General features: G+C 60.0%; 22 protein-coding genes and 2 pseudogenes. 8 read left to right on the forward strand and 16 right to left on the reverse strand.

Annotation, left to right across the window (positions count from 1 at the left end; genetic code table 11):
- Positions 1 to 53: 53 nt before the first annotated feature.
- Genes CRN80_RS23765 through arnC form a run of 8 tightly spaced genes read right to left on the reverse strand, consistent with a single transcriptional unit; the run spans position 54 to position 9365 of the window.
- Positions 54 to 1676, reverse strand: a complete 1623-nt coding sequence (locus CRN80_RS23765) for a glycosyltransferase family 39 protein (protein WP_098951472.1) — start codon at positions 1674 to 1676, stop codon at positions 54 to 56.
- Positions 1677 to 3059: a UDP-glucose/GDP-mannose dehydrogenase family protein gene (locus tag CRN80_RS23770; RefSeq protein WP_034135652.1), complete on the reverse strand. Its 1383-nt coding sequence runs from the start codon at positions 3057 to 3059 to the stop codon at positions 1677 to 1679.
- Entirely contained in the window at positions 3056 to 3469 is a 414-nt protein-coding gene (gene arnF, locus CRN80_RS23775) for a 4-amino-4-deoxy-L-arabinose-phosphoundecaprenol flippase subunit ArnF (RefSeq protein ID WP_098951474.1), read from the reverse strand. Before arnF ends, CRN80_RS23770 begins: the two co-directional genes overlap by 4 nt.
- Positions 3466 to 3813 carry a 4-amino-4-deoxy-L-arabinose-phosphoundecaprenol flippase subunit ArnE gene (gene arnE / locus CRN80_RS23780; RefSeq protein ID WP_098951475.1) on the reverse strand — a complete coding sequence of 116 codons (348 nt, stop codon included), beginning with the start codon at positions 3811 to 3813 and terminating at the stop codon, positions 3466 to 3468. The genes arnF and arnE overlap by 4 nt, the downstream gene beginning before the upstream one ends.
- Positions 3810 to 5465, reverse strand: a complete 1656-nt coding sequence (gene arnT, locus CRN80_RS23785) for a lipid IV(A) 4-amino-4-deoxy-L-arabinosyltransferase (RefSeq protein WP_098951477.1) — start codon at positions 5463 to 5465, stop codon at positions 3810 to 3812. Before arnT ends, arnE begins: the two co-directional genes overlap by 4 nt.
- Positions 5462 to 6346: a 4-deoxy-4-formamido-L-arabinose-phosphoundecaprenol deformylase gene (gene arnD, locus CRN80_RS23790; protein ID WP_098951479.1), complete on the reverse strand. Its 885-nt coding sequence runs from the start codon at positions 6344 to 6346 to the stop codon at positions 5462 to 5464. Before arnD ends, arnT begins: the two co-directional genes overlap by 4 nt.
- A complete protein-coding gene (arnA, locus tag CRN80_RS23795; RefSeq protein ID WP_098951481.1) occupies positions 6346 to 8337 on the reverse strand; it encodes a bifunctional UDP-4-amino-4-deoxy-L-arabinose formyltransferase/UDP-glucuronic acid oxidase ArnA in 1992 nt (663 codons plus the stop codon). Before arnA ends, arnD begins: the two co-directional genes overlap by 1 nt.
- Positions 8334 to 9365, reverse strand: a complete 1032-nt coding sequence (gene arnC / locus CRN80_RS23800; protein WP_098951482.1) for an undecaprenyl-phosphate 4-deoxy-4-formamido-L-arabinose transferase — start codon at positions 9363 to 9365, stop codon at positions 8334 to 8336. The genes arnA and arnC overlap by 4 nt, the downstream gene beginning before the upstream one ends.
- Positions 9366 to 9776: 411 nt before the next feature.
- Here arnC and CRN80_RS23805 point away from each other — a divergent pair, with 411 nt between their 5' ends.
- The gene (locus CRN80_RS23805; RefSeq protein ID WP_098951484.1) at positions 9777 to 10589 is read left to right on the forward strand and encodes a M949_RS01915 family surface polysaccharide biosynthesis protein; all 813 of its coding nucleotides are present in this window, start codon (positions 9777 to 9779) and stop codon (positions 10587 to 10589) included.
- A 108-nt stretch (positions 10590 to 10697) separates the two neighbouring features.
- Positions 10698 to 11612 (forward strand): tyrosine recombinase XerC, encoded by a 915-nt coding sequence (gene xerC / locus CRN80_RS23810; protein ID WP_098951485.1) that lies wholly within the window; start codon positions 10698 to 10700, stop codon positions 11610 to 11612.
- Positions 11613 to 12092: 480 nt separating this feature from the next.
- Here the strand turns inward: xerC and CRN80_RS23820 are convergent, their stop codons facing one another.
- Positions 12093 to 13304 carry a multidrug effflux MFS transporter gene (locus CRN80_RS23820; protein WP_098951487.1) on the reverse strand — a complete coding sequence of 404 codons (1212 nt, stop codon included), beginning with the start codon at positions 13302 to 13304 and terminating at the stop codon, positions 12093 to 12095.
- A 217-nt stretch (positions 13305 to 13521) separates the two neighbouring features.
- On the opposite strand from CRN80_RS23820, the pseudogene CRN80_RS32175 reads away from it, so the two are divergent.
- Positions 13522 to 14169, forward strand: a pseudogene (locus CRN80_RS32175) (methyl-accepting chemotaxis protein); the annotation flags it as partial.
- A gap of 309 nt (positions 14170 to 14478) precedes the next feature.
- Positions 14479 to 15075, forward strand: a pseudogene (locus CRN80_RS32180) (methyl-accepting chemotaxis protein); the annotation flags it as partial.
- A gap of 265 nt (positions 15076 to 15340) precedes the next feature.
- Here CRN80_RS32180 and CRN80_RS31290 read toward each other — a convergent pair.
- Positions 15341 to 15493, reverse strand: coding sequence for a hypothetical protein (locus CRN80_RS31290; RefSeq protein WP_169918349.1), 153 nt, complete (start codon positions 15491 to 15493; stop codon positions 15341 to 15343).
- Positions 15494 to 15513: 20 nt separating this feature from the next.
- Between CRN80_RS31290 and CRN80_RS23830 the strand changes: the two genes are divergently transcribed.
- Complete coding sequence (locus tag CRN80_RS23830) at positions 15514 to 15699, forward strand: hypothetical protein (protein ID WP_032897323.1); 186 nt, start codon at positions 15514 to 15516, stop codon at positions 15697 to 15699.
- 282 nt (positions 15700 to 15981) lie between these two features.
- The gene (locus CRN80_RS23835; RefSeq protein WP_098951488.1) at positions 15982 to 17259 is read left to right on the forward strand and encodes a DUF2254 domain-containing protein; all 1278 of its coding nucleotides are present in this window, start codon (positions 15982 to 15984) and stop codon (positions 17257 to 17259) included.
- Positions 17260 to 17284: 25 nt separating this feature from the next.
- Here CRN80_RS23835 and CRN80_RS23840 read toward each other — a convergent pair whose 3' ends face one another.
- Together CRN80_RS23840 and CRN80_RS23845 are read right to left on the reverse strand one after the other, a co-directional pair.
- Entirely contained in the window at positions 17285 to 18592 is a 1308-nt protein-coding gene (locus CRN80_RS23840) for an ATP-binding protein (protein ID WP_098951490.1), read from the reverse strand.
- Positions 18589 to 19329: a response regulator gene (locus CRN80_RS23845; RefSeq protein ID WP_032897330.1), complete on the reverse strand. Its 741-nt coding sequence runs from the start codon at positions 19327 to 19329 to the stop codon at positions 18589 to 18591. The genes CRN80_RS23840 and CRN80_RS23845 overlap by 4 nt, the downstream gene beginning before the upstream one ends.
- Positions 19330 to 19633: 304 nt before the next feature.
- On the opposite strand from CRN80_RS23845, the gene CRN80_RS23855 reads away from it, so the two are divergent.
- Positions 19634 to 19894 carry a DUF2790 domain-containing protein gene (locus tag CRN80_RS23855; RefSeq protein WP_098951493.1) on the forward strand — a complete coding sequence of 87 codons (261 nt, stop codon included), beginning with the start codon at positions 19634 to 19636 and terminating at the stop codon, positions 19892 to 19894.
- A 30-nt stretch (positions 19895 to 19924) separates the two neighbouring features.
- Positions 19925 to 21136: a cytochrome c biogenesis protein DipZ gene (locus CRN80_RS23860; protein ID WP_098951495.1), complete on the forward strand. Its 1212-nt coding sequence runs from the start codon at positions 19925 to 19927 to the stop codon at positions 21134 to 21136.
- Between the two features lie 201 nt (positions 21137 to 21337).
- Here the strand turns inward: CRN80_RS23860 and CRN80_RS23865 are convergent, their stop codons facing one another.
- The 4 genes from CRN80_RS23865 to CRN80_RS23880 form a co-directional block, all read right to left on the reverse strand.
- Positions 21338 to 22114: an alpha/beta fold hydrolase gene (locus CRN80_RS23865; protein ID WP_098951497.1), complete on the reverse strand. Its 777-nt coding sequence runs from the start codon at positions 22112 to 22114 to the stop codon at positions 21338 to 21340.
- Between the two features lie 24 nt (positions 22115 to 22138).
- The gene (locus CRN80_RS23870) at positions 22139 to 22648 is read right to left on the reverse strand and encodes a cytochrome P460 family protein (protein WP_098951498.1); all 510 of its coding nucleotides are present in this window, start codon (positions 22646 to 22648) and stop codon (positions 22139 to 22141) included.
- Positions 22649 to 22672: 24 nt separating this feature from the next.
- A complete protein-coding gene (locus CRN80_RS23875) occupies positions 22673 to 23746 on the reverse strand; it encodes an alpha/beta fold hydrolase (protein WP_032897340.1) in 1074 nt (357 codons plus the stop codon).
- A gap of 62 nt (positions 23747 to 23808) precedes the next feature.
- Complete coding sequence (locus CRN80_RS23880) at positions 23809 to 25176, reverse strand: epoxide hydrolase family protein (protein ID WP_098951500.1); 1368 nt, start codon at positions 25174 to 25176, stop codon at positions 23809 to 23811.
- Positions 25177 to 25376 lie beyond the last annotated feature (200 nt).

The following is a 25376-nucleotide window of genomic DNA, read 5'->3' on the forward strand; positions in this document are numbered from 1 at the left end:
GCCCACTCGTGGAGGAGTGGGCGTTCTTTCTTACAATGCAGCCGGAAAAGCACTCAGGGCGTCGAGGTTTTTGCCAAATGCAGCAACACATAGGGGTTTTTGTCGAACGCTGCCGTGAGCGTCGGCGTGATTGAGCGCAGGCGCGGATCGTCCAGCGCCTGGAAGTCGGCCTGGCTCATCACTATCCATGCCGGCGCCTGGACGGGTTTCAATTCGGCGGGCAGCTGAGTAAACAACGGCACCTTGTCGCAATCGAAGTTGACCATGAACTTGATGGCTTTCGCGTCTTTGCCCAGTGCATGCAACACCAGCGGCGCCGGTTGCTGCTGAACGTGCGCCTTGACGGCGAGGCTGAAGGTGCGGGTGTCGTACACCTGACGTTCCAGGGGTTCGACCACCATGATGTAGGTGCTCCACAGGGCGAGCACGGCGGCCAGGGCGGGCCCGTAGGTGCGCAGCCGCGAGCGGAACAATGCCAGTAGGGCCAGCACCTGCAGCACACCCAGCACGACGAAGATCAGCACCAGGTCGGCCAGCGGCTCCGGGTAACGCCGCCGCGCCACCACCAGGCCAATGACCAGCAGCGTTGGCAACAGCGTCCAGATGCCCAGCATCAAGGCGCGCAGCCAGGCAAACAGCCGCCCTTGCGTGGCCTGGAAGGGGTAAGCGGCAATGATCGCAGCCATCGGCAACATCGGCAGGATATAACGCGCTTTCTTGGCTTGGGGCACCGACAGCCCCAGCATCACCAGCACACCCGCTGCTGCGCAGTAGAGCACCAGCTTCAAGGCCGGGTCCGGCGCGCGTCGACCGCCCATCAGCACCGCCAGCAGCACTAACAATGCCAGTGGATAGGCCAGGGCGTAATTGCCCAAAGAGCTGGTGAAGTAATACAGCACGCCGCCGGAGCCTTCACTGCCATCCATGCGCCCCAGGAACTGCATGCGAATCACGTCATGCATGAAGTCTTCGCCACCGCTGAGCTTGGCCAGCAGCAGCAACAGGCCGACGCACGCCGCCAGCAGCGCCAGTGCCAGCAGCCCGAAGCTGAACAGCTGGCGCCACTGGCGGTTGATCAGGTAGTAGCTGCACAACACGCCCGTAGGGATCACCAGGCCAATCGGCCCACGAATGGCAAACCCCAACAGCAGCAGCAAAAACACCCAATGCAGGCGCTTTGCAGCGGCGAAATGGTCATGGGCATAGCCCAGGTAGAACACCGCCAACGCCACGGCGGCGAGCATCTGATCCAGGGAGACTGCCCGGGTTTCGCTGATGAAGGTACTGCTGAGCAGCAGCATCGCAATGCTCAGCAGGCCCCAACGCGGCGAGTAGGGCGCGGTGAGGCGATAGACCAGCACCACGATCAGCGTCGACGCCACCGCCGTGGGCAGCCACGCCGTCAGGCTGGTGACCTGGCCCAAGGGCAACGACAGCAGCCACGTCAGCAGGGTCGACGTCGCCAGGTAATCGGCATACGGCTGGCCATAGGTGGTGGGGAAGAAGCTTGGCCCATGGCGCAGCATTTCCTGGGCAAACACCACGAAGCGCGAATCGAAGCCGATGATCGCCTGGTGCCAGTTGCCGGCGATAAACAGCACCAGCGCCAAGAGCCCAAGCCCCAGGGACTGGTGACGGATCGTTGCACGCTGCGCGGACGGTAAGGCGATGTTCACCTAGCAAGCGTCCTTGGCCTGTTCCACCCAGTTTTGCTGGGGGATCGGCAACTCGCAGGAGTCGCCGCGGCCGATGGGGAAGTACTTGAAGCCTTTGCGCGCCAGGCGTTCGCCGTCGTACAGGTTACGGCCGTCGAAGATCACCGGGGTTTTCAGGCGCTGGTGAATCAGGTCAAAGTCCGGTGCCTTGAATTGCTGCCACTCGGTGCACACGATCAACGCATCGGCGCCGCCCAAGGTGGATTCCGGGGTGCCCATCAGCATCAGGCGCGGGTCGTCCCCGTAGATACGTTGGGTTTCCTGCATGGCTTCCGGGTCGAACGCACGCACATTGGCGCCAGCGGCCCACAGCGCTTCCATCAGCACACGGCTGGGGGCGTCACGCATGTCATCGGTGTTGGGCTTGAAGGCCAGGCCCCACAGAGCGAACGTCTTGCCCTTGAGGTTGCCCTGGAAGAACGCGTTGATGCGCTCGAACAGCTTGCTCTTCTGGCGCTGGTTGATGGCTTCCACGGCTTCGAGCAGGTCGCTGGAGCAGTTGGCCTGCTTGGCACTGTGAATCAGGGCGCGCATGTCTTTGGGGAAGCACGAGCCGCCATAACCGCAGCCGGGGTAGATAAAGTGGTAGCCGATGCGCGAGTCGGCACCAATGCCCAGGCGCACCGACTCAATGTCGGCGCCCAGGTGTTCGGCCAGCTCGGCGATCTGGTTGATGAAGCTGATCTTGGTGGCCAGCATGCAGTTGGCGGCGTATTTGGTCAGTTCGGCGCTGCGCAGGTCCATGAAGATGATGCGGTCGTGGTTGCGGTTGAACGGCGCGTACAGGTCGCGCATCACGTCACGTACTTCTTCACGCTCACAGCCGATGATGATCCGGTCCGGGCGGCGGCAGTCTGCAACGGCGGAGCCTTCCTTGAGGAATTCCGGGTTGGAGACGATATCGAACTGCAGCTCACGGCCGGCGGCGCGCAGGTTATTGAGGATGTGGTCGCGCAATGTGTCGCCGGTGCCGACCGGTACCGTGGATTTCTCCACCAGGATCACCGGTGCCACGCGGTGGCGGGCAACCGCATCACCCACCGACAGTACGTATTTCAGGTCGGCCGAACCGTCTTCATCCGACGGCGTGCCCACAGCAATAAACAGCACTTCGCCGTGTTCGACGGCGAGTTTTTCGTCGTGGGTAAAGCGCAGGCGCCCGCTTTCCAGGTTGTCCTTGACCATGGCTGCCAGGCCCGGCTCGAAGATGGTCACGTGACCTTTCTGCAGCGATTCGACCTTGTGCTTGTCAACGTCCATGCAAATGACATCGTGACCGACTTCGGCTAATACAGTGGCCTGAACCAGACCAACGTAACCACTACCAAATACACTGATTTTCATGGGGTATTCCTGGGACTTGAGGTGCTAGCACGACGAGAGTTGATAACCAGTACGCCGAGGATGACCAAGGCCACCCCCAGGGTTTTTGAAAGCGAAAAATCTTCGTTGAACACCGGCAGGCTGGCGGCCAGCAAATACACCAGCGCGTAGCTGATGCTGAGCAGCGAATAAGCGCGGCCCAGGGGTAAGTGCTTCAGTGCGCCGAGCCAGCACAGCATCGACAGCGCATAGGCGATGATCGCCAGGATCACCACGCCAAGGGCACCCAGGTCGACGCTGTTATCCGTGAAGGCGGCCAGCCATTCAGAGGGGAGGGGCAGGCGCGTCATGCTCCAGCGCATGCCCAGTTGGGCACCACTCACCAGGCCGACACTGCCCAAGGCCAGGGCGAAACCCCGCACGCGGCTCATACCTGACGCCCCAGCAAGACCACGCCAGCAATCACCAGCCCCACACCCAGCCAGTGACGGCCATCAATGGGTTCGTGGAACACAAAGCGCGCCATCAGCGTGACCAGCACAAAATTCAGGCTGAGCATGGGGTAGGCAATGCCCACTTCCAGACGCTGCAACACCAGCAGCCACACCAGCAAGCCCAGGCCCAGGCACACCAGCGCCGACCACAACCACGGCGAGCGCAGTTTCAAGGTCCAGCCATCCGGCACGCCGCGCCAGCTTTCCACAGCAAACTTTTGCGAGACCTGGCCCATGCACGTGAGCAGGCAGGCCGTGAGCAGTAGCAGCAGGGTGATCATGGCGCGACCTGCGGGAAAATCAGGATCACGATCTTGCCCTGCGCATAACGCTTGCCGTCGGTGGGCAGCAGGGCGAGCTCTTCCTTTTCACCGGTGCTATTGACGCGCATCACCACGCCCACCGCGCCGGTACGACGGGTTTCGGCCATCCATGACTGGATGCGGTTACGGTCGACCAGACGCGGCGCCGTGTCCTCGTAAGCCACGCCGTACTTGACCTCACCCGAGGTGTTGTACAGCGTGATATCGGGGCGTTTGAGGCGCCAGGACAACGCCGAGGCGGCGCCCAGGTCGTTGCTCAGCAGGGCAACGCTGGGCTGCAACTCGTCGATGTGATCGATGATGAATTGGTCCGGGGTCTTGTTGTAAACCACCGAATGGGGCAACGCCGCAGGCACCAGCAGCACCAGTAAGCCACTGCCGATCAAGGGCGCCGCCCACAACTTCAAGGGGCGTGCCGCTTGCAGCAGATTGACCACGATCCAACCGAACAAGAAGATGAACACCAGCACCAAGCTGAGGGTCTCTTCACCCGGTTCGTATACCGGCTTCTTCAACTGGAACCAGCTGAGGGCCAGCAATACCAGCACACCGATCGCCAGGTTCAACCAACCATTGATGCGTAGCACGCGGCCGCGACCTTGAGCCAGTTTGTCACTCAAGGCCGAGCCCATCAGCAAGGCCAAGGGCAACATGCACGGCATGATGTAGGAGGGCAGCTTGCCTTTGGCCAGGCTGAAAAAGGCCAGGGGCATCAACAACCACAGCAGCAGGAACGCGGTTTTCGGCACGCGCCGTTGCAGCCAGGCCTGGTTGAACGCGGACGGCAGAACGGCGACCCACGGCAGCGCGAACGCGACCAGCAGCGGCAGGTAATACCAGAAGGGTTCGGCGTGCTGGGCGTCTTCACCGGCAAAGCGTTGAATGTGCTCGTGCCAGAAAAAGAAATGCCAGTAGTCCGGCTCTTGCAGGTGCACAGCTAACGCCCACGGCAGGCTGACAGCAATCGCTACCACCACGGCAACAGGGCCAAACTTGCACAACTCACCAAAACGTTTTTGCCAGACGGCGTAGGGCAGGGCGACCAGCACCGGCAGCAACCAGGCCAGGAAGCCTTTGGTCATGAAGCCCATGCCGCACGCCAGGCCCAGCAAGGCCCAGGACCACAAGCGCGCACGCCGCGTGGTGCTGTCGAAACAAAACCACAAGGCCACGCCCGTCAGGTTGACCCAGAAGGTGAACTGCGGGTCCAGGTTGGCATAGCCGCCCAGCGCGGCCACGCTGACGAAGCTCATGTAGAGCAGCGTGCTGACCAGGCTCTTTTGCGGGTCGTTCCACAACCGGCGAGACACCAGATACACCAGCAGAATGCTCAAACCGGTGCTCAAGGCCGAGGCAAACCGTACGCCAAACAGGTTCTGCCCGAAGATCGCCTGGCCCAGCGCAATCATCCAATAGCCTGCGGCGGGCTTCTCGAAGTAGCGAATGCCCATGAAGTGCGGCGCAGCCCACTTGCCGGTCAGCAGCATTTCCTGGCTGATTTGCGCATAGCGGGTTTCATCGGGAATCCACAGACCATGGGTGGCCAACGGCAGCAGGTAGAACACGGCGAACGCCAGCAGGAGCAGGGGCAACGCCCAGCGGCGGATCATGCCTGCTGCACTCCCAGCCAACCCTCGCGGCCGCTCAAGGCGCCGCGCACCAGCTGTTGCTGGGGCAGGGTGGTCGCATCCGCAGGCAACAGCTCGCCCAAGGGTTTGAAATCAATGCCGCGCTGCCCGGCCTGGGCGAGCAACTGGCGAAAATCATTGGCCATCAGAATCCCTTCTACTTCTGCGTGGATCGTATAGACGTTCAGCTTTGACGCGCTGAACCGGTCGAGAATGAAACTGTTGAAATCGTTGGCAGCCACCACCGGCCCGACGACTTCGTCGAAGGTCGGCAGGTCTACCGGAATTTGTGGGGTGCCCGCGCTGCCATCGGCCAGGGTTGGTCGAAACAGGCTGGTGCCCCGGCAATCGCTGTTGTAGCGAAAGTTGAAGCTTTGCTTGGCTTGCACCACGCGCTCATCGGCACGCCAGCCGGCGGCCGCTGAACAGTCGACGCGCTCGCCGAGGATGTCGCTCAAGGTGTCTACGCCGCGTCGAATCTGCTCGACCAGCTGTGCCTCGCTCCAGCGCCCGGTGTTGGCCTGCCAGCCATGGTGGTCCCAGGCGTGCAGGCCGACTTCATGCCCGGCGGCCTTGGCCTGGCGCATCAAATGCCCCAGGTCGCGGCCAATCGGCTTGCCTGGCCAGGCGGTACCGGCCAGCAAGATATCCCAGCCATACAGGCCGGCAGCGTTGGAACGCAGCATCTTCCACAAAAACTGCGGGCGGATCAGGCGCCACAAGTGGCGCCCCATGTTGTCCGGCCCGACACTGAAGAAGAACGTCGCTTTGACCCCGGCTTCGGCCAGGGAGTCGAGCAACCGTGGCACACCTTCACGGGTGCCGCGGTAGGTGTCGACGTCGATGCGAAGACCTGCCTGCATTACTTTTTGTCCGCAATTTCAAGCATGGCTTCACGCAGGAAGAAATCGAGCGTGTTGCCGATGGTTTCGCTCATCTGCACGCTCGGCTCCCAGTTCAGCAGGCGCTTGGCGTTTTCGATGCTTGGCTTGCGGTGCGCCACGTCCTGGTAGCCGGTGCCGTAGAACGCCTTGCTCTCGACGTCGCGGAACCCAGCGAACGGCGGGAAGTTGTGGCGCAGCGGGTGAGCCTCGAACTGACGCAGCAGCTCTTCGCCCAACTGGCGGATGCTGGCTTCGTTTTCGGGGTTGCCGATGTTGATGATCTGGCCGTCGCACACGCCATTGTCGTTATCAATGATGCGCGCCAGGGCTTCGATGCCGTCGGCAATGTCGGTGAAGCAACGCTTCTGCTCACCACCGTCGAACAGACGGATCGGCGTGCCTTCCACCAGGTTCAGGATCAGCTGGGTAATGGCGCGGGAGCTGCCGATGCGCGCCGAGTCCAGGCGGTCCAGGCGCGGGCCCATCCAGTTGAACGGACGGAACAGGGTGAACTTCAGGCCCTTGTCGCCGTAGGCCCAGATCACGCGGTCCAGCAGTTGCTTGGAGACGGAGTAGATCCAGCGCTGCTTGTTGACCGGGCCCACCACCAGGTTGGAGGTGTCTTCGTCGAAGTACTGGTCTTGGCACATGCCATAGACTTCGGAGGTCGACGGGAAAATCACGCGCTTGTTGTACTTGACGCAGTAGCGCACCAGCTTGAGGTTTTCTTCAAAATCCAGTTCGAACACACGCAGCGGGTTACGGGTGTATTCGATCGGCGTGGCGATGGCCACCAGCGGCAGCACCACGTCGCATTTCTTGATGTGGTATTCGATCCACTCGGTGTGGATGCTGATGTCGCCTTCCACATAATGGAAGTTCGGGTGGCTGCGCAGGCGCTCGATGGCGTCGGAGCCGATGTCCAGGCCATAGACTTCGTAGCGGTCGTCACGCAGCAGGCGCTCGGACAGGTGGTTACCGATAAAACCGTTGACGCCCAGAATCAGCACGCGAGTGCGGCGTGGCTTGCGGCCTGACTCGGCGCCGCGCAGTACGGAGCCATCCACCAGGCCCAGTTCATCGGCCAGGGACGGGCCCGCCAGGTACAGGCCGTTTTCGTTGCGCTGGCCGAACTTGACCACCAGGGAATCTTCACCACAGGCAATGCGCAGCGGGTTGACGCTGATTACACGGCCAGGCGCCAGACCTTCGTTGCCCTTGACCACATCGGCTTGCCACACGATCAGCTTGTGCTCGCCCACGGCGCAGAAGGCGCCCGGATACGGCTGGGTCACTGCGCGCACCAGGTTGAACAGTTGCTCGGCGGGCTGTTTCCAGTCCAGCTTGCCATCGGCGGCGGTGCGACGACCGAAGTAGGTGGCTTTACTCTCGTCCTGGGCGGTTTCGCTCAGCTTGCCCTGGGCCAGCTGTGGCAGGGCATCGCGCAGCAGGACAGCGGCTGCATCACGCAGCTTGGCGTGCAGGCTCAGGCCGGTATCGCTGCGCTCGATGGTGACTTTTTGCTGGGCGAGGATGGCGCCGGCATCGGCACGCTTGACCATGCGATGCAGGGTCACGCCGGTTTCGGTTTCGCCGTTGACCAGCACCCAGTTGGCCGGGGCGCGGCCACGGTATTTAGGCAGCAACGAGCCGTGCAGGTTGAACGCGCCTTTGCGAGCGGTGGCCAACAGCGGTTCGCTCAGCAGGTTGCGGTAGTAGAACGAGAAGATGTACTCCGGGTTCAGCTTGGCAATGCGTTCGATCCACAGCGGGTGGTTGGCGTCTTCCGGAGCATGTACCGGGATGCCGTTGCGTGCGCAGAGTTGGGCGACGGAACCGTAGAAGTTGTTTTCCTTGGGGTCATCGGCATGGGTGAACACGGCGGCAATGTCGTAACCGGCGCTGAGCAGCGCTTCAATGCCTGCGCAGCCAATATCGTGGTAGGCGAATACAACAGCTTTTGAACTCATGACTGGACCTGATCCGAAGAAGTAGAAGTATGGGAAGACACCAGGCCGTCAACCACGACGACTGGAGCCGGTGCTGCCGGTTGGTTGCGCAGCACTTTTTCAATAAAGAAGCGTGGGCGGGCGCGTACATCGCTGTACATGCGGCCAAGGTATTCGCCCAGCAGGCCCATGCCGATGAACTGGCCACCGGTGAACACAAACAGCACCGCAAACAGCACGAACAGGCCATCACCGGCCCAGTCGGCGCCGAACGCCAGGCGCATGACAATCAGGGCAAAGGCAAACAGCACGCCGAGCGCCGCGAGGCTGAAACCGACGATGGACAGCAGGCGCAAGGGCGTGGTGGTCATGCACGTCAGCAGGTCGAACATCAGGCTGATCAGGCGCATGGCGCTGTATTTGGATTCGCCGTGCTCACGTTCGGCGTGGTGCACCAGGATTTCCGTGGTGTGGCGGGCAAAGCCGTTGGCCAGGATAGGAATGAACGTGCTGCGCTCACGGCAGGCGAGCATGGCGTCGACGATGGTGCGGCGGTAGGCGCGCAACATGCAGCCGTAGTCGGTCATGGCCACGCCGGTAGAGCGCTGCACGGCGAGGTTGATCAAGCGCGACGGCCAGCGGCGGAAGGCCGAGTCTTGGCGGTTATTGCGCACGGTGGCGACCACGTCGTAACCCAGGGCGGCTTGCTCGACCAGGCGCGGGATTTCTTCCGGCGGGTTTTGCAGGTCGGCGTCGAGGGTAATCACCACTTCGCCACGGCACTGTTCGAAGCCGGCCATGATCGCCGCGTGCTGGCCGTAGTTGCGGTTAAGGATCACCGCCACCACGTTGCTACCGTCTTCGGCGGCGGCGTCTTCGAGCAGTTGGGCCGAATTGTCGCGGCTACCGTCATCCACCAGGATGATTTCGTATTCGTAAGCCAGTTGTTTGCAGGCTGCCGTGGTGCGACGCAGCAACTCAGGCAGGCTTTCTTGTTCGTTGTAGACCGGGATAACGATCGACACGCAATGAATAGGGTAGGGTTTCAAAGATTCATGACCTCGGGCTAAAGCGACTTCAAGCGTGAAAACAGCAGCGTTCATTGGGCAAAACTACAGCCCGCAAGTTACAAAACTGGGCCAAAGATGATGCGTTTTCAAAAGGTTAGTCGATAATCCACGGATTGCTCTTAAGTGTTGCCTACAAGGTTAAGCGCAAAAATGTGCAACGAATATGAAAGGCGGATGAAAAACTCGTTTATTTGACAGGCAGACAGCTAGGGTTCAGCTAAGTAATCAAGGCGTTACAGGTAAGCCTCACAGGGCGATATCGGAGCTTCGTGCAGGGCGCTTGGTTCAATTTGAGCGAGGCGATCAGGCCAATGCGCGCCCTTCAACAATCTTCTCTGCATTGGCGCTCAAGTGCCGGTAAAGTAAGCCCTCTCTTGCCAGGGTACTCGGATGAATAGCGTGCAGCTTTTGCGCGGCCCATTGCGGCCCGTGCTGATGGGATTGTTGATGACGGTGGCCTGTGTCACCAGCGTGCGGGCCGAGCAGGGCGTTGCGCTGACGCCTCTGGCGCAGGTGCCGGAAGGGGTGGAAGTGCGCGGCAAGCAAGTCGCCGCGTATACCTGGGATGACCGCCAGGGCAAAAACCTGCTGGTACTTGCCGAGCAAGTCGGTGAGCGCGATGACGATGGTACCCAATCGGCCTTTGTCTACGCGGCGCAGTACGTGCTGAGTGGCGAGCGCCCCAAGCGCGTGTGGATGCTGTACGACGATGTGCAGCACTGCGAATTCGACGCCGGGCTGCGCTTTGACCGAGCCGCCACCAAGGTCACCGACCTGCTGGGCGACGGCAATACCCAGGCTACCGTCGGCTATTCACGCGCTTGCACCAGTGACGTCAGCCCCAACGAATTCAAGCTGATCATGCATGTCGGCAAGTCCGAGAAGTATCGTCTGCGTGGCCTCGACCGCGTGGGCGCCAGTTGGTGGGACGAGGACGCGGGCGCCTTGCGTGGCATGCCACTGCCCACTGACTGCAGCGTCGTGGCGCAGCAAGCGTTGGTCAGCCAGTACAAGGAGCAGGGCACCGAACTGCCACTGCCGGGTTGCTACGGCGACGAGAAGGACTTTGCCAAGGCGCCGGACAGTTACCTCGCCTTTATGCGCCAGCAGTGGTTCGCGCTGATGCAGCAACAGGACGCCGACTGGAGCCAGTCCCAGGCCCAGCCCCAGGCAGCCAGCGAGGACGACGATACAGCCCCGTGATTTTGTGCCAGGGCCGCTCCTGGGTTAGACTCGGCCTTCGCCAATCCACTAAATACATCGATTAATCAAATAGTTGGTCGATGTATTTAATCCAAAGGCTGATCTACCTTGACCGAGTCCATTTGCAACCCGCTGACCCTTTATCTCACCCGCCTGGCGCCTTCCAGCCAACTGACCATGCGCTACGTGTTGCAGGATGCCGCCGACCGCCTGGGTTTCGAAGACCTCAACCTCGAAGAGATTGACTGGCACCTGCTGCAGCCCGAACACGTTATCGCACTGGTGGCTGCCTTGCGCGAGGACGGCTTTGCGCCGAACACCTCGTCGCTGTATGTGAATGCGGTGCGCGGGGTGATGAATGAAGCGTGGCGCATGAGCTTGATCAGCCAGGACCACCTGTTGAAGATGCGCTCGGTCAAGGCCACACCCGGTACGCGCCTGGGTCAGGGCCGCAACCTGCGCCGCACCTTGATCCGCGAGATGCTCGACGTCTGCGCCGCCGACCCTCGGCCCCAGGGCCTGCGGGATGCCGCAGTGATCGGCCTGTTATATGGCTCGGGCATGCGCAAGTCGGAGTCGGTCAACCTGGACTTGGCGCAGATCAACTTTGACGAGCGCAGCTTGCGCGTGATCGGCAAGGGCAACAAAGAACTCGTCAAGTACGCGCCGGACTGGGCGTTTGACAAACTTCAGGCCTGGCTGGCGTTTCGTCGCGAGCAGCTCAAGGAAGGTGAGCAGGACGATAGCTTCCTGTTCAACCGCATTCGGCGTGGCAGTCATATCACCCGGGAACGCATTACCAAGCATGCGATTTACTACATCGCGCGCCAGCGTGGTGATCAGGTGGGGGTCAAGATCATGCCCCATGATTTCCGTCGTTCGTTTATCACGCGGGTGATCGAGGAGCATGATTTGTCGATTGCGCAGAAACTGGCGCACCACACCAATATCCAGACCACTGCCAGCTATGACGTGCGTGACGACAATGAGCGGCGGCGGGCGGTGGATCGGTTTGATTTGTAGGCGGCGGGGACATGTGGGAGCTGGCTTGCCTGCGATGACGGCCTGCCAGCCGACGCCTATCTGACACCCCGCGATCCAACTGTGGGAGCGGGCTTGCTCGCGAAGGCGGCCTGGCAGGCGACACAGTTGGATTGGGTATATATCCATTGCTGCGGTAACGGCTACTTAGGGTTCCGCCCTGACGGCGGCTCACTTTTGAAAAGCGCAAAAGTAAGCAAAACGCTCTTGCCCCACCACTCGGCACCTCGCCTGGGCTCGGTGTGCCCTCACTCCGGCTTGAATCCGTGGGCCGCCGTCATGGGCCATCCTTGGCCCAGGACGGCTAACCCGGCGTCCTGCCGGGTTACCCACGAATTCAAGCCTGCGTTCGGCCAGCGTGGTTTAACGGGGCGCCTGAGATCAAGATCAAAAGCAGAGCAACGGCAAGATCAAGAGCGACTCGCTTCGCATCGTGGTTACCGTTGGCTGCTACAACCATACTCAGGAGGAGGGCGGGGCGCTTGAAGCCAAATGAGCCGGTAAGCGCCGCAGCGTCCACCAGGTGGTCAGCATCGCGGCGAGCGCACATAGCGCGATACCGATCAACATTGGCGCCGGGGTATGATCGGCAAACACGCCCACCAAGGTCATCGCCACAGCCGCCGTGACCATCTGGATCGCGCCCAGCAGTGCAGACGCAGAACCGGCCACTGCACCGTGATCCTCTAACGACAACACCCCGGCCGCCGGCAATAGCAGGCCAAGAAAGCCAAAACCAATAAACAACAGCCCCATCATCAGGGCCAGGCTGTCGCCCCACAGCGTAGTCGCCGCCAGCAAGCTCATGACCGCCGCCACGCCCACCACCGACCAGCGAATCAACGGCGCCAGGCCAAAGCGGGCGCTGAGGCGTGCGGTCAGTTGGCTCATGGCGAAAAACGAAGCTGCGTTGAGGGCAAAGCACAGGCTGAACTGGGTTGGTGTCAGGCCAAAAAACTCGATGTACACGAAAGGCGCGCTACCGATGAACACAAAGAAGGTAGCCAGGCCAAACCCGCACACCACCGACAAGCCCGTGAAAACCGGGTCGCGGAGCAGGGCGCCATAACTGCCGAACGCCTGGCCCAGGGTCTTGCCCAGGCGGCGCTCGGCCGGGTGGGTTTCTGGCAGTTGTACGGCGGTCATCAGAAGACACAGCACGGCCACCACCGCCAACACGGCAAACACTTCGCGCCAGCTCCAGATCGAAATCACCAGGCTGCCAGCCAGTGGCGCGAGGATCGGTGAAACACTCATCACCAGCATCAACAAAGCCATAAGACGCGCCGCTTCATGGCCGGTGTACAGGTCGCGGACGATCGCCCGGGGGATCACCATCCCCGCACAGGCACCGAACGCCTGCACCGCACGAAAGCCGATCAACACTTCGATAGTCGGGGCCAGCGCACAGCCGACGCTGCCAATGGCAAAGATCACCAGACCCGCGTAAATCGGTGGTTTACGCCCGAACACATCGCTGAGGGGGCCGTAGAACAACTGGCACACACCGATAATCATGAAGAACACCGTCAAACTCATCTGCACCGCCGCCGGCGAGGCCTGGAGGCTAGCGCCCAGGGTGGGCAATGCAGGCAGATAGATGTCGATGGCAAAGGGGCCGACGGCGGTGATCAAGCCCAGCAACAAGGCCAGACGGGCGATACGTTGAGGCATTTGGCAGATCCAGGTAGAGCAACGGACGCTCAGCTTAAGGGAACCGCGCAGATCCGCAAACTTAGGCTTCACTAACAAGCAACAGCTGCCGATACAGCTAGCAGCGACACTCAAACGGTTGGGTTCCCAACCGGCAGGCCTGGCACGGGGTACCACTATGACGATCAAATTACGCTTGGTGCTGTTGATTGCGACGGGGTTGCTCACCGCCTTGATCATGAGCCTGGCCGGTTACCTGGGTAATACCCGGATGGCCGATGCCGTGCAGGACAACGACGTCAGCATGACGGTACTGCGCAACCACATGGAAGCCGACATGATGCACGACGCCCTGCGTGCGGATGTGCTGTCTGCCATGTTGGTCGGGCTGGGCAAAAGCACCAGTACGCCGGCCGAGGTCAACAGCTCGATCAAGGAGCATGCCGAGCACTTCCGCGAGGTGCTGGCGGAAAACCTCAAGCTGCCGCTGGACGCCTCGATCAAGGCCAGCCTGGAAAAAATCAAACCCAGCCTGGACACCTACATCAGTGCCGGCGAGCGCATCGTCGCACTGGCCCTGGACAATCCAGAGGCCGCTCGTGGGGAACTGCAGACCTTCAATGCCGCGTTCAGCCAGTTGGAAGAACAAATGGCGGCGTTGAGCGAACTGATCGAAAACAATACCCAACTCACCAGCACCGGTACCCGGCAAACCATCAGTAACGCCAACTTGACCTTGGCCATCGTATTGGGCGCCAGCCTGCTATTGCTGCTGGCACAAGGACGTTGGGTGACCCTGAGCATCATGGGGCCGTTGCGCACCGCCAGCCGTATTGCCCAGAGCATTGCTCATGGCAACCTGAGCGAGCCGATTGTCGAACCCAAGAACCAGGACGAAGCCAGTGCGCTGATTCGCAGCCTGGCGACGATGCAGCGGGATTTGCGCGGCATGATCGAAGTGGTTCGCAGCAATGCCCATGGCGTGAATGGCATGAGCGAACGCCTCAGCCAGGGCTGCCATGAAGTGGCAGGCAGCAGCCAGCAACAAAGCGTCGCCGCCAGCACCATGGCCGCCGCCGCAAGCGAAATGACCGCCAGCATTGAAGAAATCACCCGTCACGCCCAGCGTGCCCTGGACATGGCCAGCCAGGCTGAAACCCTGGCCAAGGACGGCGGCCGCGTCATTCACCAGGTGGTCAGCGACATGGACGGCATCGCCCGTTCAGCCCAACAGTCAGCCCAAGTGATTCGCACGCTGGACAAGGAGTCCGAAGCGATCTACAGCATCATCCAGGTGATCAAGGGGATTGCCGACCAGACCAACCTGCTGGCCCTGAACGCCGCCATCGAAGCCGCCCGCGCCGGTGAACAAGGCCGCGGCTTTGCGGTCGTGGCCGACGAAGTGCGCAGCCTGGCCGGACGCACCAGCGCCTCCACCCAGGAAATCGCCAGCATGGTGGGGAGTATCCAGCAGAACACCCGAGCAGCGGTGATCAGCATGGAGGAGGGCGTTGCTCAAGTGGACAAGGGCATGGCAGTGACTGCCGAAGTGGAACGCGCCATTCGCGAGATCCTCCAGGCTACGCTGAGTACCACTGAATTGGTCAATGATATTTCCCGCACTATTAGCGAGCAGAGCCTGGCCAGTAATGAGATAGCCCATCAGGTGGAGAGGATTGCGGGGATGTCGGAAAGTAACAGTCGGGTGATTGCGGGCACAGCGTCGACCACCGATGAGCTATCCAGCCTGGCAGGGCAGCTGTCGCAGTCGGTTGATCGGTTTAAGATGTAGGAGCCTAAGAAGAACCAGGCCCGGGTTCCAGTAGAGGCGATAAGCAGCCCGCATATAACTATACTAAATAGTCATTTAGTATAGTTATGCGCACTGGTTATTAAAAAAGAGGAGGGTAGCTCAACTCCTTGCTCGTTATCTTCCAAATGTGAACGCTATCTCTCAAGGATGAGAAATTAGCACCCTGTAAAATCACGTGTAATCGGCAACAAGTTACGTCGTTTATGGGCTTCAACCATCAAGCGCGTGGATGGCTGAATAGATCTTACGCGCGAACTGGCGTCAGGATTATCGTGCCGTTAGGTTTCACTTCCAGGTCGAGTTTGTCGCCGTTGGCCAACTTGACGACCGACAGGAGATCGTCAGTCAGCGGTATGATTAAATCGCCAGTCCCATTAGCCTTGGGTTTCGGGTTCATTATTTTCTCCAGGTGATCAGATGACAGAGCCCATTCATGATTATGACCCAGCAGACGCGCTGGTTGATTCAGAGGCCATATCTGTATTTTTGGCTGATGTACACGACACCGGTGACGCGGCTTTCATTGCCGAAGCGATGGCCGTTGTTGCACGCGCCAAGATTCGTATCGAGGCAGATGGCCAAGCCCAGGAGTCATCGTCCTGAACGGGTGTTGCTAGTAGCAACACCTTAACGCTGATCACTTGGTGAAAAGCAGCCTCCAGAGCCCCCCAGCTCCGTATATGGAGGTACGCATAATGTATATTATGTTAAATCATGTGCTATGTCAGATATGTTCAAGCAAGTCATTCCGTGTGCGGTAACCAAAGACGCTGGATGAACCCTCGGCCAGACCAAAGACTCCATTAAGGATAATCTACTCACCGCCTTCGTTTCCCTGAATCCTTGCGGTGGGTTCCGTCGTGTTATTTGCAGAAGGTATAAAAAATGCTCGCACGCTGGCGCTGGGTGCTACACCAATTGACCAAACGGCTGTGGTTCAGGGCGAGTCTGTTTTCCTTGCTGGGTATTGCGACCGCGTTACTCGCCGTTGTCTTCAAGGACTACATTCCCGAGTCGTTGCCCGCGCGCATCGGTGCCGACGCCGTCGATAAGATATTGGGCATCATTGCCTCAAGCATGCTCGCGGTGACGACCTTTTCTTTAAGCACCATGGTCAGCGCCTACGGTGCGGCGAGCAGCGGCGTGACGCCCCGTGCCACAACCCTGGTGATGGAAGACACCACGACACAAAATGCCCTGGCCACCTTTATCGGCTCATTTCTGTTCAGCCTGGTTGGGATCATTGCTTTGAGTACCGGCGCCTACGGTACACAAGGGAGGGTTTTGCTATTTGCGGTAACCATCGCGGTGGTCATTTTGATTGTCTACACGCTGCTGCGCTGGATCGATCATTTGTCCAAGCTTGGGCGGGTGGGAGAAACCATTGACCGTGTCGAGCAGGCAGCCATTGATGCCATTAACCATCGAGTCCAATGGCCGCATTTGGGGGCATCCCCCTACCCTTGCGAGTCAGTCATCCCCAGTTCGGCGCTGATCATCACAAGCCAGCACACGGGGTACGTCCAGCACATTGACGTTCAGGCGTTAGGCGCGATCGCCAAAGCCGATGAGATACAGATATTTATGGATGTTCTGCCGGGAAGCTTCGTGCATGTAGGCATGCCGCTCGCAAGAACCGTCAGCTTGAGCAACGCACGCGGTGAGGAACTGGCGTCGAGCAACGAAAAAATCATCGCAACCCTGGCTATGGGAGTGCGTCGAACGTTCGAACACGACCCCCGGTTCGGCTTGTCAGTGTTGTCAGAGATCGCCTCCCGCGCCTTATCGCCGGCCGTCAATGACCCCGGCACCGCCATTGACGTGATTGGGCGCGGCGTCAGAAGCTTGACATGCTGGGGTACACCCAAAGAACCCACCGCGAAAACCGACGCTGATTGCCAGCACGTTTACCTGCGCGGCTTGACAGTAGATGACCTGTTCGATGACTTCTTCGCACCGATTGCCAGAGATGGCGCGGGTCTAGTGGAAGTCGACCTGCGCATGATGAAGGCCCTTGTAAGCCTGGCACAGATAAACCCGGCGATGTTCAGGGGCGTCTGTACCCGGCACGCAGAACGGCTGCTCAAGCACGCAAACACGACGCTTGTACTCGAAGAGGACCGGCAAAAGCTCAGCGCAGCGGCGCGACCGCTGCTGCACTGACCCACTCCTGCGTGATTCGCTCCTCCTACGATAAGCGCGTCGGTAATCTAAGTTCAGCACACAGTCCGCCGCCTTCGCGATTTCTCAAGGTCAGGGTGCCGCCGAGGGCTTGTGCCAGTTGCTGGGCGATAGCCAGGCCCAGGCCTGTGCCGCCGCTGCTGCGGTTGCGCGAATTTTCCACGCGGTAAAATGGCTCAATCACCCGGGCCAGCTCCTCTTCGGCGATGCCGGGGCCACGATCCATCACGGTCACCGAGAGGCTGTCGCCCTCCTTCGGCTCGACCCGCAGCTGCGCTGCACCGGCAAATTTGAGCGCGTTATCCGTGAGGTTTACCAGCACTCGGCGCAGCGCGTGGGGCCGCGTGTGAATCACTGCGTTGCTTTTGCCGCTCAGCTGCACGTCCTTGCCCATGTCCTGGTAGTCGAACACGAGGCTGTCGAGGAATGAATCAAGATCGGTACGGCGGCTTTCCTCGGTGGCGCCATGCACGCTGCGGGCATAGGCAACGCCTTCACGCACCAGGTGTTCCATCTCGCCGAGGTCATTCCACAATTTGTCTTTGTCGCCGCAGTCGTCCATCAATTCGGCACGCAGCTTCATGCGCGTGATTGGGGTTTGCAGGTCGTGGGAAATCGCCGCCAACAGTTGCATGCGTTCTTTCAGATAGGCCGCAATGCGCGCCTGCATGGCATTGAAGGCGATGGCCGCGTGTGCGACTTCGGTCGGGCCTTGTTCATCCAGATGCACCGGGTGAGTATTGGGATCGAGGTTTTCCACGGCCTGGGCCAGGCGAGTCAGCGGGCGTATGGCAATGCGCACGGCCAGCCACGCGCATAGAATCATCAAGGCCAACTGGCCCAGCAAAACCACCGGCAGCCACGGCGACAACGGCACCATCGAGGGGCGCACGTCGATGGTCACCGGGCTGCCGTCGGCCAGTTTCAGATGGACCTGGAAATGTTTGATAGGCCCGGGAATGTCTGTCACGGTCATCGGGTAATCCTTGCCGATGGCCTCCTTGATCGAGGTCACTGCAATCGGCGTGTCACGCAGAGCGACGCCTGGCGAGCCTTCGTCGAGCAAATAGCGGTAATTGCGTCGATCCAGCCGTTTCAACCAGCTCATGCGCTCCTCGGCGGGCAAGCGGTCAAGGATGGCAATGGACGTCGACACATCGGTTTGCAGGTTACCGAGCATGGTGTTTTTCGCGGTTTCGTAACGCTCGTAATACTGCACGCCGAAAGACAAGGCCTGCGCCAGGGTCAGCCCTACCAGAAAGATCAGCGACAGCCGGGAGATGAGGGTACGAGGCCAATGCAGCGAAGGCTTCATGCCGGTGCTCCAAGCACTTGCACCGGCAGCGAGAAGACATACCCCTCGCTGCGTACGGTTTTGATGTAAGCCGGCTCGCGGGCATCGTCAAGCAGGCGTTGGCGCAGGCGGCTGACCAGCAGATCAATGGAACGGTCGAACAGGTCGGCGTCACGGCCCTGGGTCAGGTTGAGCAACTGGTCGCGATTGAGTACCCGTTGCGGATGGTCGAGGAACACCCGCAGCAGGCGATATTCAGCGCCGCTGAGGGCGACCATGGTGCCGTCTTCATCAAGCAGATGGCGGGCGGAGGTGTCCAGGCGCCAGCGCCCGAACCCCAGCAACCTCCCGGTTTCGGTAACGACCAGGTTGGGCGGCAGCATGCGCGTACGGCGCAGCACAGCGTTGATGCGCGCCAGCAATTCACGGGCGGCGAACGGCTTGACCAGGTAATCGTCGGCGCCCATTTCCAAGCCGATGATGCGATCGGTTTCGTCGTTGCGGGCGGTCAGCATCAGCACCGGCGTGGCCTTGTGTTTGCCGGCGCGAATGTCGCGGCAGAGCACCAGGCCATCGTCGCCGGGCATCATGATGTCCAGCACGATCAGGTCTACCGGCGTGGCCTCGAGAAACGAGCGCATCTGGCGGCCATCCGCAACCACGGTGGTGCGCAGGCCGTTCTTCTTCAGGTAGTTGCCTACCATCTCTCGAATCTCACGGTCATCGTCCACGATGAGGATGTGATCAACGTGTTCCATGGGCCAAGCCTCTGTCAATGGGAATTGCGGCTCAGTCTATAGAGGCTGAGCCCGTTCGCCCGCGGCGGTTTGTATTGCAGTGTATCTGCTGTGGCGAAGGATACATGCAGAGGCAAAAACAACAATTTCCGGGGTTTTGTATGGCTGTGTATCGGGACGGAGTCCTGATACGAACCGATTTATCCGCGCCTGTTTTTGACACAGACGAGATACCTCGCGCGCTTCTAATGAGCCACATCGAGGCCAACCCAAGCGCCTCGGCTCAACTGAACGACCCAACCATTGAAGCCTTGAGGAAACGACCATGAACACCAATACCCTCTATGCCACTTGCCTGTTTGCCGTCCTGAATATCTGCACCTTCTCGGCCCGCGCCGAAGCCGACGTCACGCCGCAGGCCTACACCTACGGCACGCACCTGGACATCCAGAAAGTGGTGGCATTGACACAGGATGCCGGGGCTGCCTGCGGCATTGTCGATGCCCAACTGACCTACCTGAATTCGCAGGGCAAGACCGAGATCCTGAACTACCGCAAATTTGCCGAGTGCCATAGCGATAACTGAGCCCCGCCCACATTTCATCAGGAGACCCTTATGTTCCTCATCGCATTCCTGGGCGGCTTATTGACCGTCCTCAGCCCTTGTATCCTGCCGGTCGTGCCATTTCTGTTCGCCGGTATCGACCGCACACGCTCCTCGATCCTGCTCACCCTTGGCGGCATGGTCCTGACCTTCGCGCTGATTTCCAGCCTGGCCGTGGTCAGCAGTGAATGGGTGATTCAGGCCAACAACGCCGGGCGTCATGTGGCACTGGTGGTGATGGCGCTGTTTGCCTTGTCGCTGATCTCGGCGCGAATCAGTGGCTGGCTGGCCAGCCCGTTCGTGTTATTGGGCAATCGCCTCGACCCCCAAACGCGCAAAATGTCCGGGCCGTTGGGTTCGCTGATGATCGGCGTCGCCACCGGCCTGCTCTGGGCGCCGTGCGCCGGGCCTATCCTCGGGGTGATCCTTACCGGCGCCATGCTGCAAGGCGCCAATGCGCAAACCAGCCTGCTGCTGGTGGCCTACGGCCTGGGCAGTGCACTGTCGTTGGGTACGCTGATTTTCGCCGGACATGGTTTAGTCAATCGCCTGAAGGCCTCGATTCCGGTCACTGGTTGGCTGCGGCGCGGCACCGGTTTTGCGGTCCTGGCCGCAGCGCTGATGATTTCTACCGGTGCCGACAAGACGCTGTTGGCCGGGGCGTCGTCCGAAGGCGTCAGCGTGCTGGAAAAAGGCGTGCTGCAAAGCGTCCCCAAAGTCGTCGAGTACCTGGTAAGCAAGGCCAAGGCCGAACCCACCCTCGACAACGCCCAAGGCCCGATGCCGTCGCTGTCCGGCGCGGTGGAATGGCTCAATTCGCCCGCACTGACCAGTGAGTCGCTCAGAGGCAAAGTGGTGCTCGTCGATTTCTGGACCTACGACTGCATCAATTGCCAGCACACCCTGCCGTACGTGAAGGACTGGGCGCAGAAGTACGAGAAGGATGGCTTGGTGGTAATCGGCGTCCACACCCCGGAATACGGTTTTGAACGCATCATCAGCAATGTCAGGGATGAGGTGAAAAAGCTCGGCATCACTTACCCGGTAGCCATCGATAACAACTACGCGATCTGGCGCAACTTCGATAACCAGTACTGGCCCGCGCACTACCTGATCGACGCTAAAGGGCAAGTGCGTTTCACCCACTTTGGAGAAGGTCGCTACGAGACTCAGGAAAAGATGATTCAGCAACTGCTGCAGGAGGCGAAAGCCCCAGCCGCGTAACCTTTGAAAATCAATGGCCCACAGGCAGCGCGCTGTGGGCCATTAGCTTTTATTCCTGCAGCCTGGGTTGCGCGACCACCCTCTCCCGCCGACACCGGACTGTTTTACCCCGCCGAACGGCGCCAGCAGCTCTGGCGAAATTCTGTTGATCAACACCGAGCCGGCGTAGAGCGCTGAAAACGCCGCTTCGCCCTTGGCGTGTCATTTCGCCGTGGCGGCTTTTTCGATGAGGCGGGCAACCGGTTCCGGGTTCGAAACCATCACGACATGGGAAGCGCCCTTGACCACTTCCACGGCTTTGGCAGCGGCGCGCTTGGCCATGAATGCCATGGCTTGCGGGGGAATGTTCTTGTCCTTGTCGCCGTAGATGTACCAGGACGGAATATGCTTCCAGGCAGGGCTGCCGGACGCTTCATTGAGCGCCGCTTCCGTTACCGGGCGTTGGGTGGCGGCCATCAATGCCGCCTCTTTCGCGGGGACGTCAGCGGCGAACTGGTTGTGAAACTTGTCCTGCTGGATGTACAAGTCCTTGCCCCCATCGGCCAGCGGTACAGGCGCAGCCAGCGTTGGGCCCAGCGTGCTGCCCGGGAATTTGCCGGCCAGCCCGGCGACGGTTTCCCCGGCCTCAGGTGCAAACGCACTGACGTAAACCAGGGCTTTGACGTTTGCATGATCGTTGGCCGCATCACTGATAACGTTGCCGCCATAGGAATGGCCGACCAACACCACCGGCGAATGAATGCTCGTCAGCAATGCCGAGATTGCCGAACCATCGCTTTTTACACCGCGCAATGGGTTGGCAGCGGCAACCACCGGGTAACCGTCCTTCTCGAGAATCTTCACCACGCCATTCCAACTCGACGCATCGGCAAAGGCGCCATGTACGAGCACAATCGTGGGTTTTTCAGTTTGCGACCAGGCGTGTGTCGCCATGCTCAGGCTGACGGTGACGGCCAGTGCGGTTAATACTTTTTTCATTGTTAACTCCAGGTTTGAAGGGAATCAGGGAGCGAAGCGCGTGAAGACAAAGTCGTGATTACGCACTCGCGCCTGGTGACAGGCGAAGCAGGTTGCGTGTTGGGCTTCATCGGCCGGTTTACCGTTGATAAACCGCCCGAATCCCCAACCACCGGTTGCTGCATATTTTTTCGAGTCTTTGACCATCACCTGCACGGTCGTGGCCGGCCCCGGGATGGACGCCGGCTCGAATTCCGGGGACTGCACATGTTTCCAGGCCAGCTTTACCAGCACCGTGCCGTCGGGGAATGGCAGCGTTGAATCCTGATAAGCCTTGATGGCCAAGTCATTGCCCAGCACGGCTCGCAGTTCGTTCAGGGGGGCCGCTTCCTGCGCAGGCGCAATCAGCGGCCATAGACGGTAGTTTTCCGGCAATTTCACGCCATAGATCGGTGAGGCGTTGCCAGTATTGGCGTCGCCCGAGGCGACACCGGTAGCGGCCAACGCTGCGATTGCAATGGCAGCCGACATCGCGGCCAGAAATTTCAGCTTCATCATCGCCATCCTCTCAGCCGGTTTTCAAAGATGGTCGGCGTCGATCACCGCCTGGGCGAAGGCTTTCGGCGCTTCCTGCGGCAAGTTGTGACCTACACCACCGGTGATCAATCGGTACTCATACTTGCCAGTGAAGCGCTTGGCGTACGCTTCGGCAGGTGGGTGCGGTGCGCCGTTGGCATCACCTTCCAGGGTGATGGTGGGCACGCTGATGGATGGAAATGCCGCGAGTTTCTTCTCCAGCGCGTCGTATCTGGCCTCGCCCTTGACCAACCCCAGGCGCCAGCGATAGTTGAAAATCGACACGGCCACATGATCAGGGTTTTGCAAGGACGCCGCGCTGCGCTCATAAGTGGCGTCGTCGAAATTCCACTGTGGCGACGCCAGCTTCCAGATGAGCTTGGCGAAGTCATGGGTGTTTTTCTCGTAGCCCAGGCGCCCGCGCTCGGTCGCGAAGTAGAACTGGTACCACCACTGCAGTTCGGCGGCTGGCGGCAATGGCGCCTTGCCCGCCTCTTGGCTGCCTATCAGGTAACCGCTCACAGCGACCAGGGCTTTCACTCTTTCCGGCCACAGTGCGGCAACGATATCTGCAGTGCGGGCGCCCCAGTCAAACCCACCCAGCACCGCCGTCTTGATTTTCAGCGCGTCCATGAAGTCGATCAGGTCGGTCGCCAGCGCAGCAGGTTGACCATTGCGAACTGTCTTGGCCGAGAGAAAATGCGTATCGCCATAACCACGCGCAGAAGGGATCAACACTCGATATCCCTTGTCCGCCAAAGCAGGAGCAACATCAGCGTATGCGTTGATATCGTAGGGCCAGCCGTGCAACAAAATGACCACAGGGCCATCGGCTGGGCCGAGTTCCGCGTAAGAAACGTCCAGCAGCCCCGCTTTCACATGCTTAAGAGCACCGAAAGAGGTGTGAGCTCCCGGGGTGATAGCCCCAATGGTGGACGCGGGTACATCAGCCGCGCTGGCTTGGGAAAAACCGACAGCCACCGCTGCGAATTGCAGCACCGCTGCTGCCAACAGCGATGGGGCAAGACCCCGCAGGCGGCTGGATTTATTTTGATTGTTCAGCAAGGTCATCTCCATGGTGTTTCTCCGTAGCGAGCCGCCGAATAGCGGCCCGGTGTGTTGACTGGACTGCGTGTGAGCTACTGGGCTGTCTTGGTTACGCTCAGCTTGGCGCGCAGCGGCCGGAAGGCCTCCCGCAATTCTTCGCTGAACAATTGAGGTTGCTCCCAGGAGGCGAAGTGGCCGCCCTTGTTAACCTGGCTGTAGTAGGAAAGTGATGGGTAAGCGCGCTGCGCCCAGCTTTTTGGCGCCTGATAGATCTCGTGCGGGAAGACCGTGATCGCCACCGGCACCTTGATGCTTGCGGTGTTCTGCGCGGCAGCGCTGAAATTGTTGTTGTTGTTTTCCCAGTAGAAACGCGATGACGATGCGCCTGCGTTCGTCAGCCAGTACAGGCTGATATCGTCCAGCATCTCGTCACGGGTCAATACCCGTTCAGGCTGGCCATCACTGTCCGTCCACGCTGCGATTTTTTCGTACATCCACGCCGCAGTTCCGGTAGGCGAATCGGCCAGCAGGTAACCGATAGTCTGCGGGCGCGTCACCATCATCGCGCCGTATGCTGCATTGCGGCCGAAGAAGGTGCTCAAGGAATCAAACGCCTTGCGTTCAGGCTCAGTGAGCTCGTCAGGGGCCGGATCACCACTATTGATCGGCTTGACCAATTCGGGCGGGATGGTGGCCGGCATGTTCAAGTGAATGCCCAACAGCCCCGGCGGATTCAGGCGGCCCAATGCATCCGATATGACCGAACCGTGATCTCCGCCCTGGGAAACATAGTGGGTATAACCCAGACGCTTGATGAGCACATCCCAAGCCTTCGCGACTCGATCCGGCCCCCAACCCAATTCAGTTGGCTTACCGGAAAAGCCGTGTCCCGGAATCGATGGAATGATCACGTCGAACGAATCTTCAACCTTACCGCCGTAAGCAACGGGATCCGTCAGCGGGCCGATCGTCTTCAGGAACTCAAACTGTGAGCCAGGCCATCCGTGTGTCAGAAGCAGCGGCATCGCGTTGGGGTTTGGCGAGCGAACATGGATGAATTGAATATCGACGCCGTCAATTGTCGTGATGAATTCAGGCAGCGCATTGAGCTTCGCTTCGGCCTTGCGCCAGTCATAGCCGCTGCCCCAATACTTCACCAGCGCCTGGACCTGGGCCAACTGCACGCCTTGGGACACGTCATTGACGGTTTCTTTGTCCGGCCAGCGGGTCGCCGCAATGCGCTTTTTCAGATCGGTCAATTGAGCTTCATCGACGTGAATTCGATAAGGTCTAATCGATTCGGGATGGGTCGAGGCCGAGCTGGCAACTGACGCATCGGCGGCCGGGCCAGCAGCCCAGGCACCACCGCTGCCGCCTATCAGGGCCAACCCCAAAACGCCCATTCTTACGGAAGAAGCCAGACAATGGCGCCAGGTGAAACCGAACGTAGCTGCAGGCATTTTGAATTTCCTATAAGTCATTGGTCGACAACGTCGCGAAACGCGCAGGGAAAGCCGCGAGTTAAATGAGTCATCCATTGGAGAAGGTTTGCGCCTTCTCGATGGGTTCATTTAAAGCCCCGCAGGTATCCCGTATGTGTCATCAACCGACTTAAAGGAATCGCTGTGTATCTACCCAAAGCGCAGATACAAAACGATAC

The organism is Pseudomonas sp. FDAARGOS_380 (assembly GCF_002591235.1).
GTDB lineage: Bacteria > Pseudomonadota > Gammaproteobacteria > Pseudomonadales > Pseudomonadaceae > Aquipseudomonas > Aquipseudomonas salmasensis.

Coding starts and splice junctions, on each gene's coding strand:
- CRN80_RS23855 (WP_098951493.1), top strand. CDS start 19,634: ATGAACACCAATACCCTCTATGCCACTTGCCTGTTTGCCGTCCTGAAT.
- CRN80_RS23865 (WP_098951497.1), bottom strand. CDS start 22,114: ATGAAAAAAGTATTAACCGCACTGGCCGTCACCGTCAGCCTGAGCATG.
- CRN80_RS23770 (WP_034135652.1), bottom strand. CDS start 3,059: ATGAAAATCAGTGTATTTGGTAGTGGTTACGTTGGTCTGGTTCAGGCC.
- CRN80_RS23875 (WP_032897340.1), bottom strand. CDS start 23,746: ATGGAGATGACCTTGCTGAACAATCAAAATAAATCCAGCCGCCTGCGG.
- arnT (WP_098951477.1), bottom strand. CDS start 5,465: ATGATCCGCCGCTGGGCGTTGCCCCTGCTCCTGCTGGCGTTCGCCGTG.
- arnE (WP_098951475.1), bottom strand. CDS start 3,813: ATGATCACCCTGCTGCTACTGCTCACGGCCTGCCTGCTCACGTGCATG.
- CRN80_RS23830 (WP_032897323.1), top strand. CDS start 15,514: ATGACAGAGCCCATTCATGATTATGACCCAGCAGACGCGCTGGTTGAT.
- CRN80_RS23820 (WP_098951487.1), bottom strand. CDS start 13,304: ATGCCTCAACGTATCGCCCGTCTGGCCTTGTTGCTGGGCTTGATCACC.
- CRN80_RS23835 (WP_098951488.1), top strand. CDS start 15,982: ATGCTCGCACGCTGGCGCTGGGTGCTACACCAATTGACCAAACGGCTG.
- CRN80_RS23860 (WP_098951495.1), top strand. CDS start 19,925: ATGTTCCTCATCGCATTCCTGGGCGGCTTATTGACCGTCCTCAGCCCT.
- arnF (WP_098951474.1), bottom strand. CDS start 3,469: ATGAGCCGCGTGCGGGGTTTCGCCCTGGCCTTGGGCAGTGTCGGCCTG.
- CRN80_RS23870 (WP_098951498.1), bottom strand. CDS start 22,648: ATGAAGCTGAAATTTCTGGCCGCGATGTCGGCTGCCATTGCAATCGCA.
- CRN80_RS23880 (WP_098951500.1), bottom strand. CDS start 25,176: ATGCCTGCAGCTACGTTCGGTTTCACCTGGCGCCATTGTCTGGCTTCT.
- arnA (WP_098951481.1), bottom strand. CDS start 8,337: ATGAGTTCAAAAGCTGTTGTATTCGCCTACCACGATATTGGCTGCGCA.
- arnD (WP_098951479.1), bottom strand. CDS start 6,346: ATGCAGGCAGGTCTTCGCATCGACGTCGACACCTACCGCGGCACCCGT.
- CRN80_RS31290 (WP_169918349.1), bottom strand. CDS start 15,493: ATGAACCCGAAACCCAAGGCTAATGGGACTGGCGATTTAATCATACCG.
- CRN80_RS23805 (WP_098951484.1), top strand. CDS start 9,777: ATGAATAGCGTGCAGCTTTTGCGCGGCCCATTGCGGCCCGTGCTGATG.
- CRN80_RS23840 (WP_098951490.1), bottom strand. CDS start 18,592: ATGAAGCCTTCGCTGCATTGGCCTCGTACCCTCATCTCCCGGCTGTCG.
- CRN80_RS23845 (WP_032897330.1), bottom strand. CDS start 19,329: ATGGAACACGTTGATCACATCCTCATCGTGGACGATGACCGTGAGATT.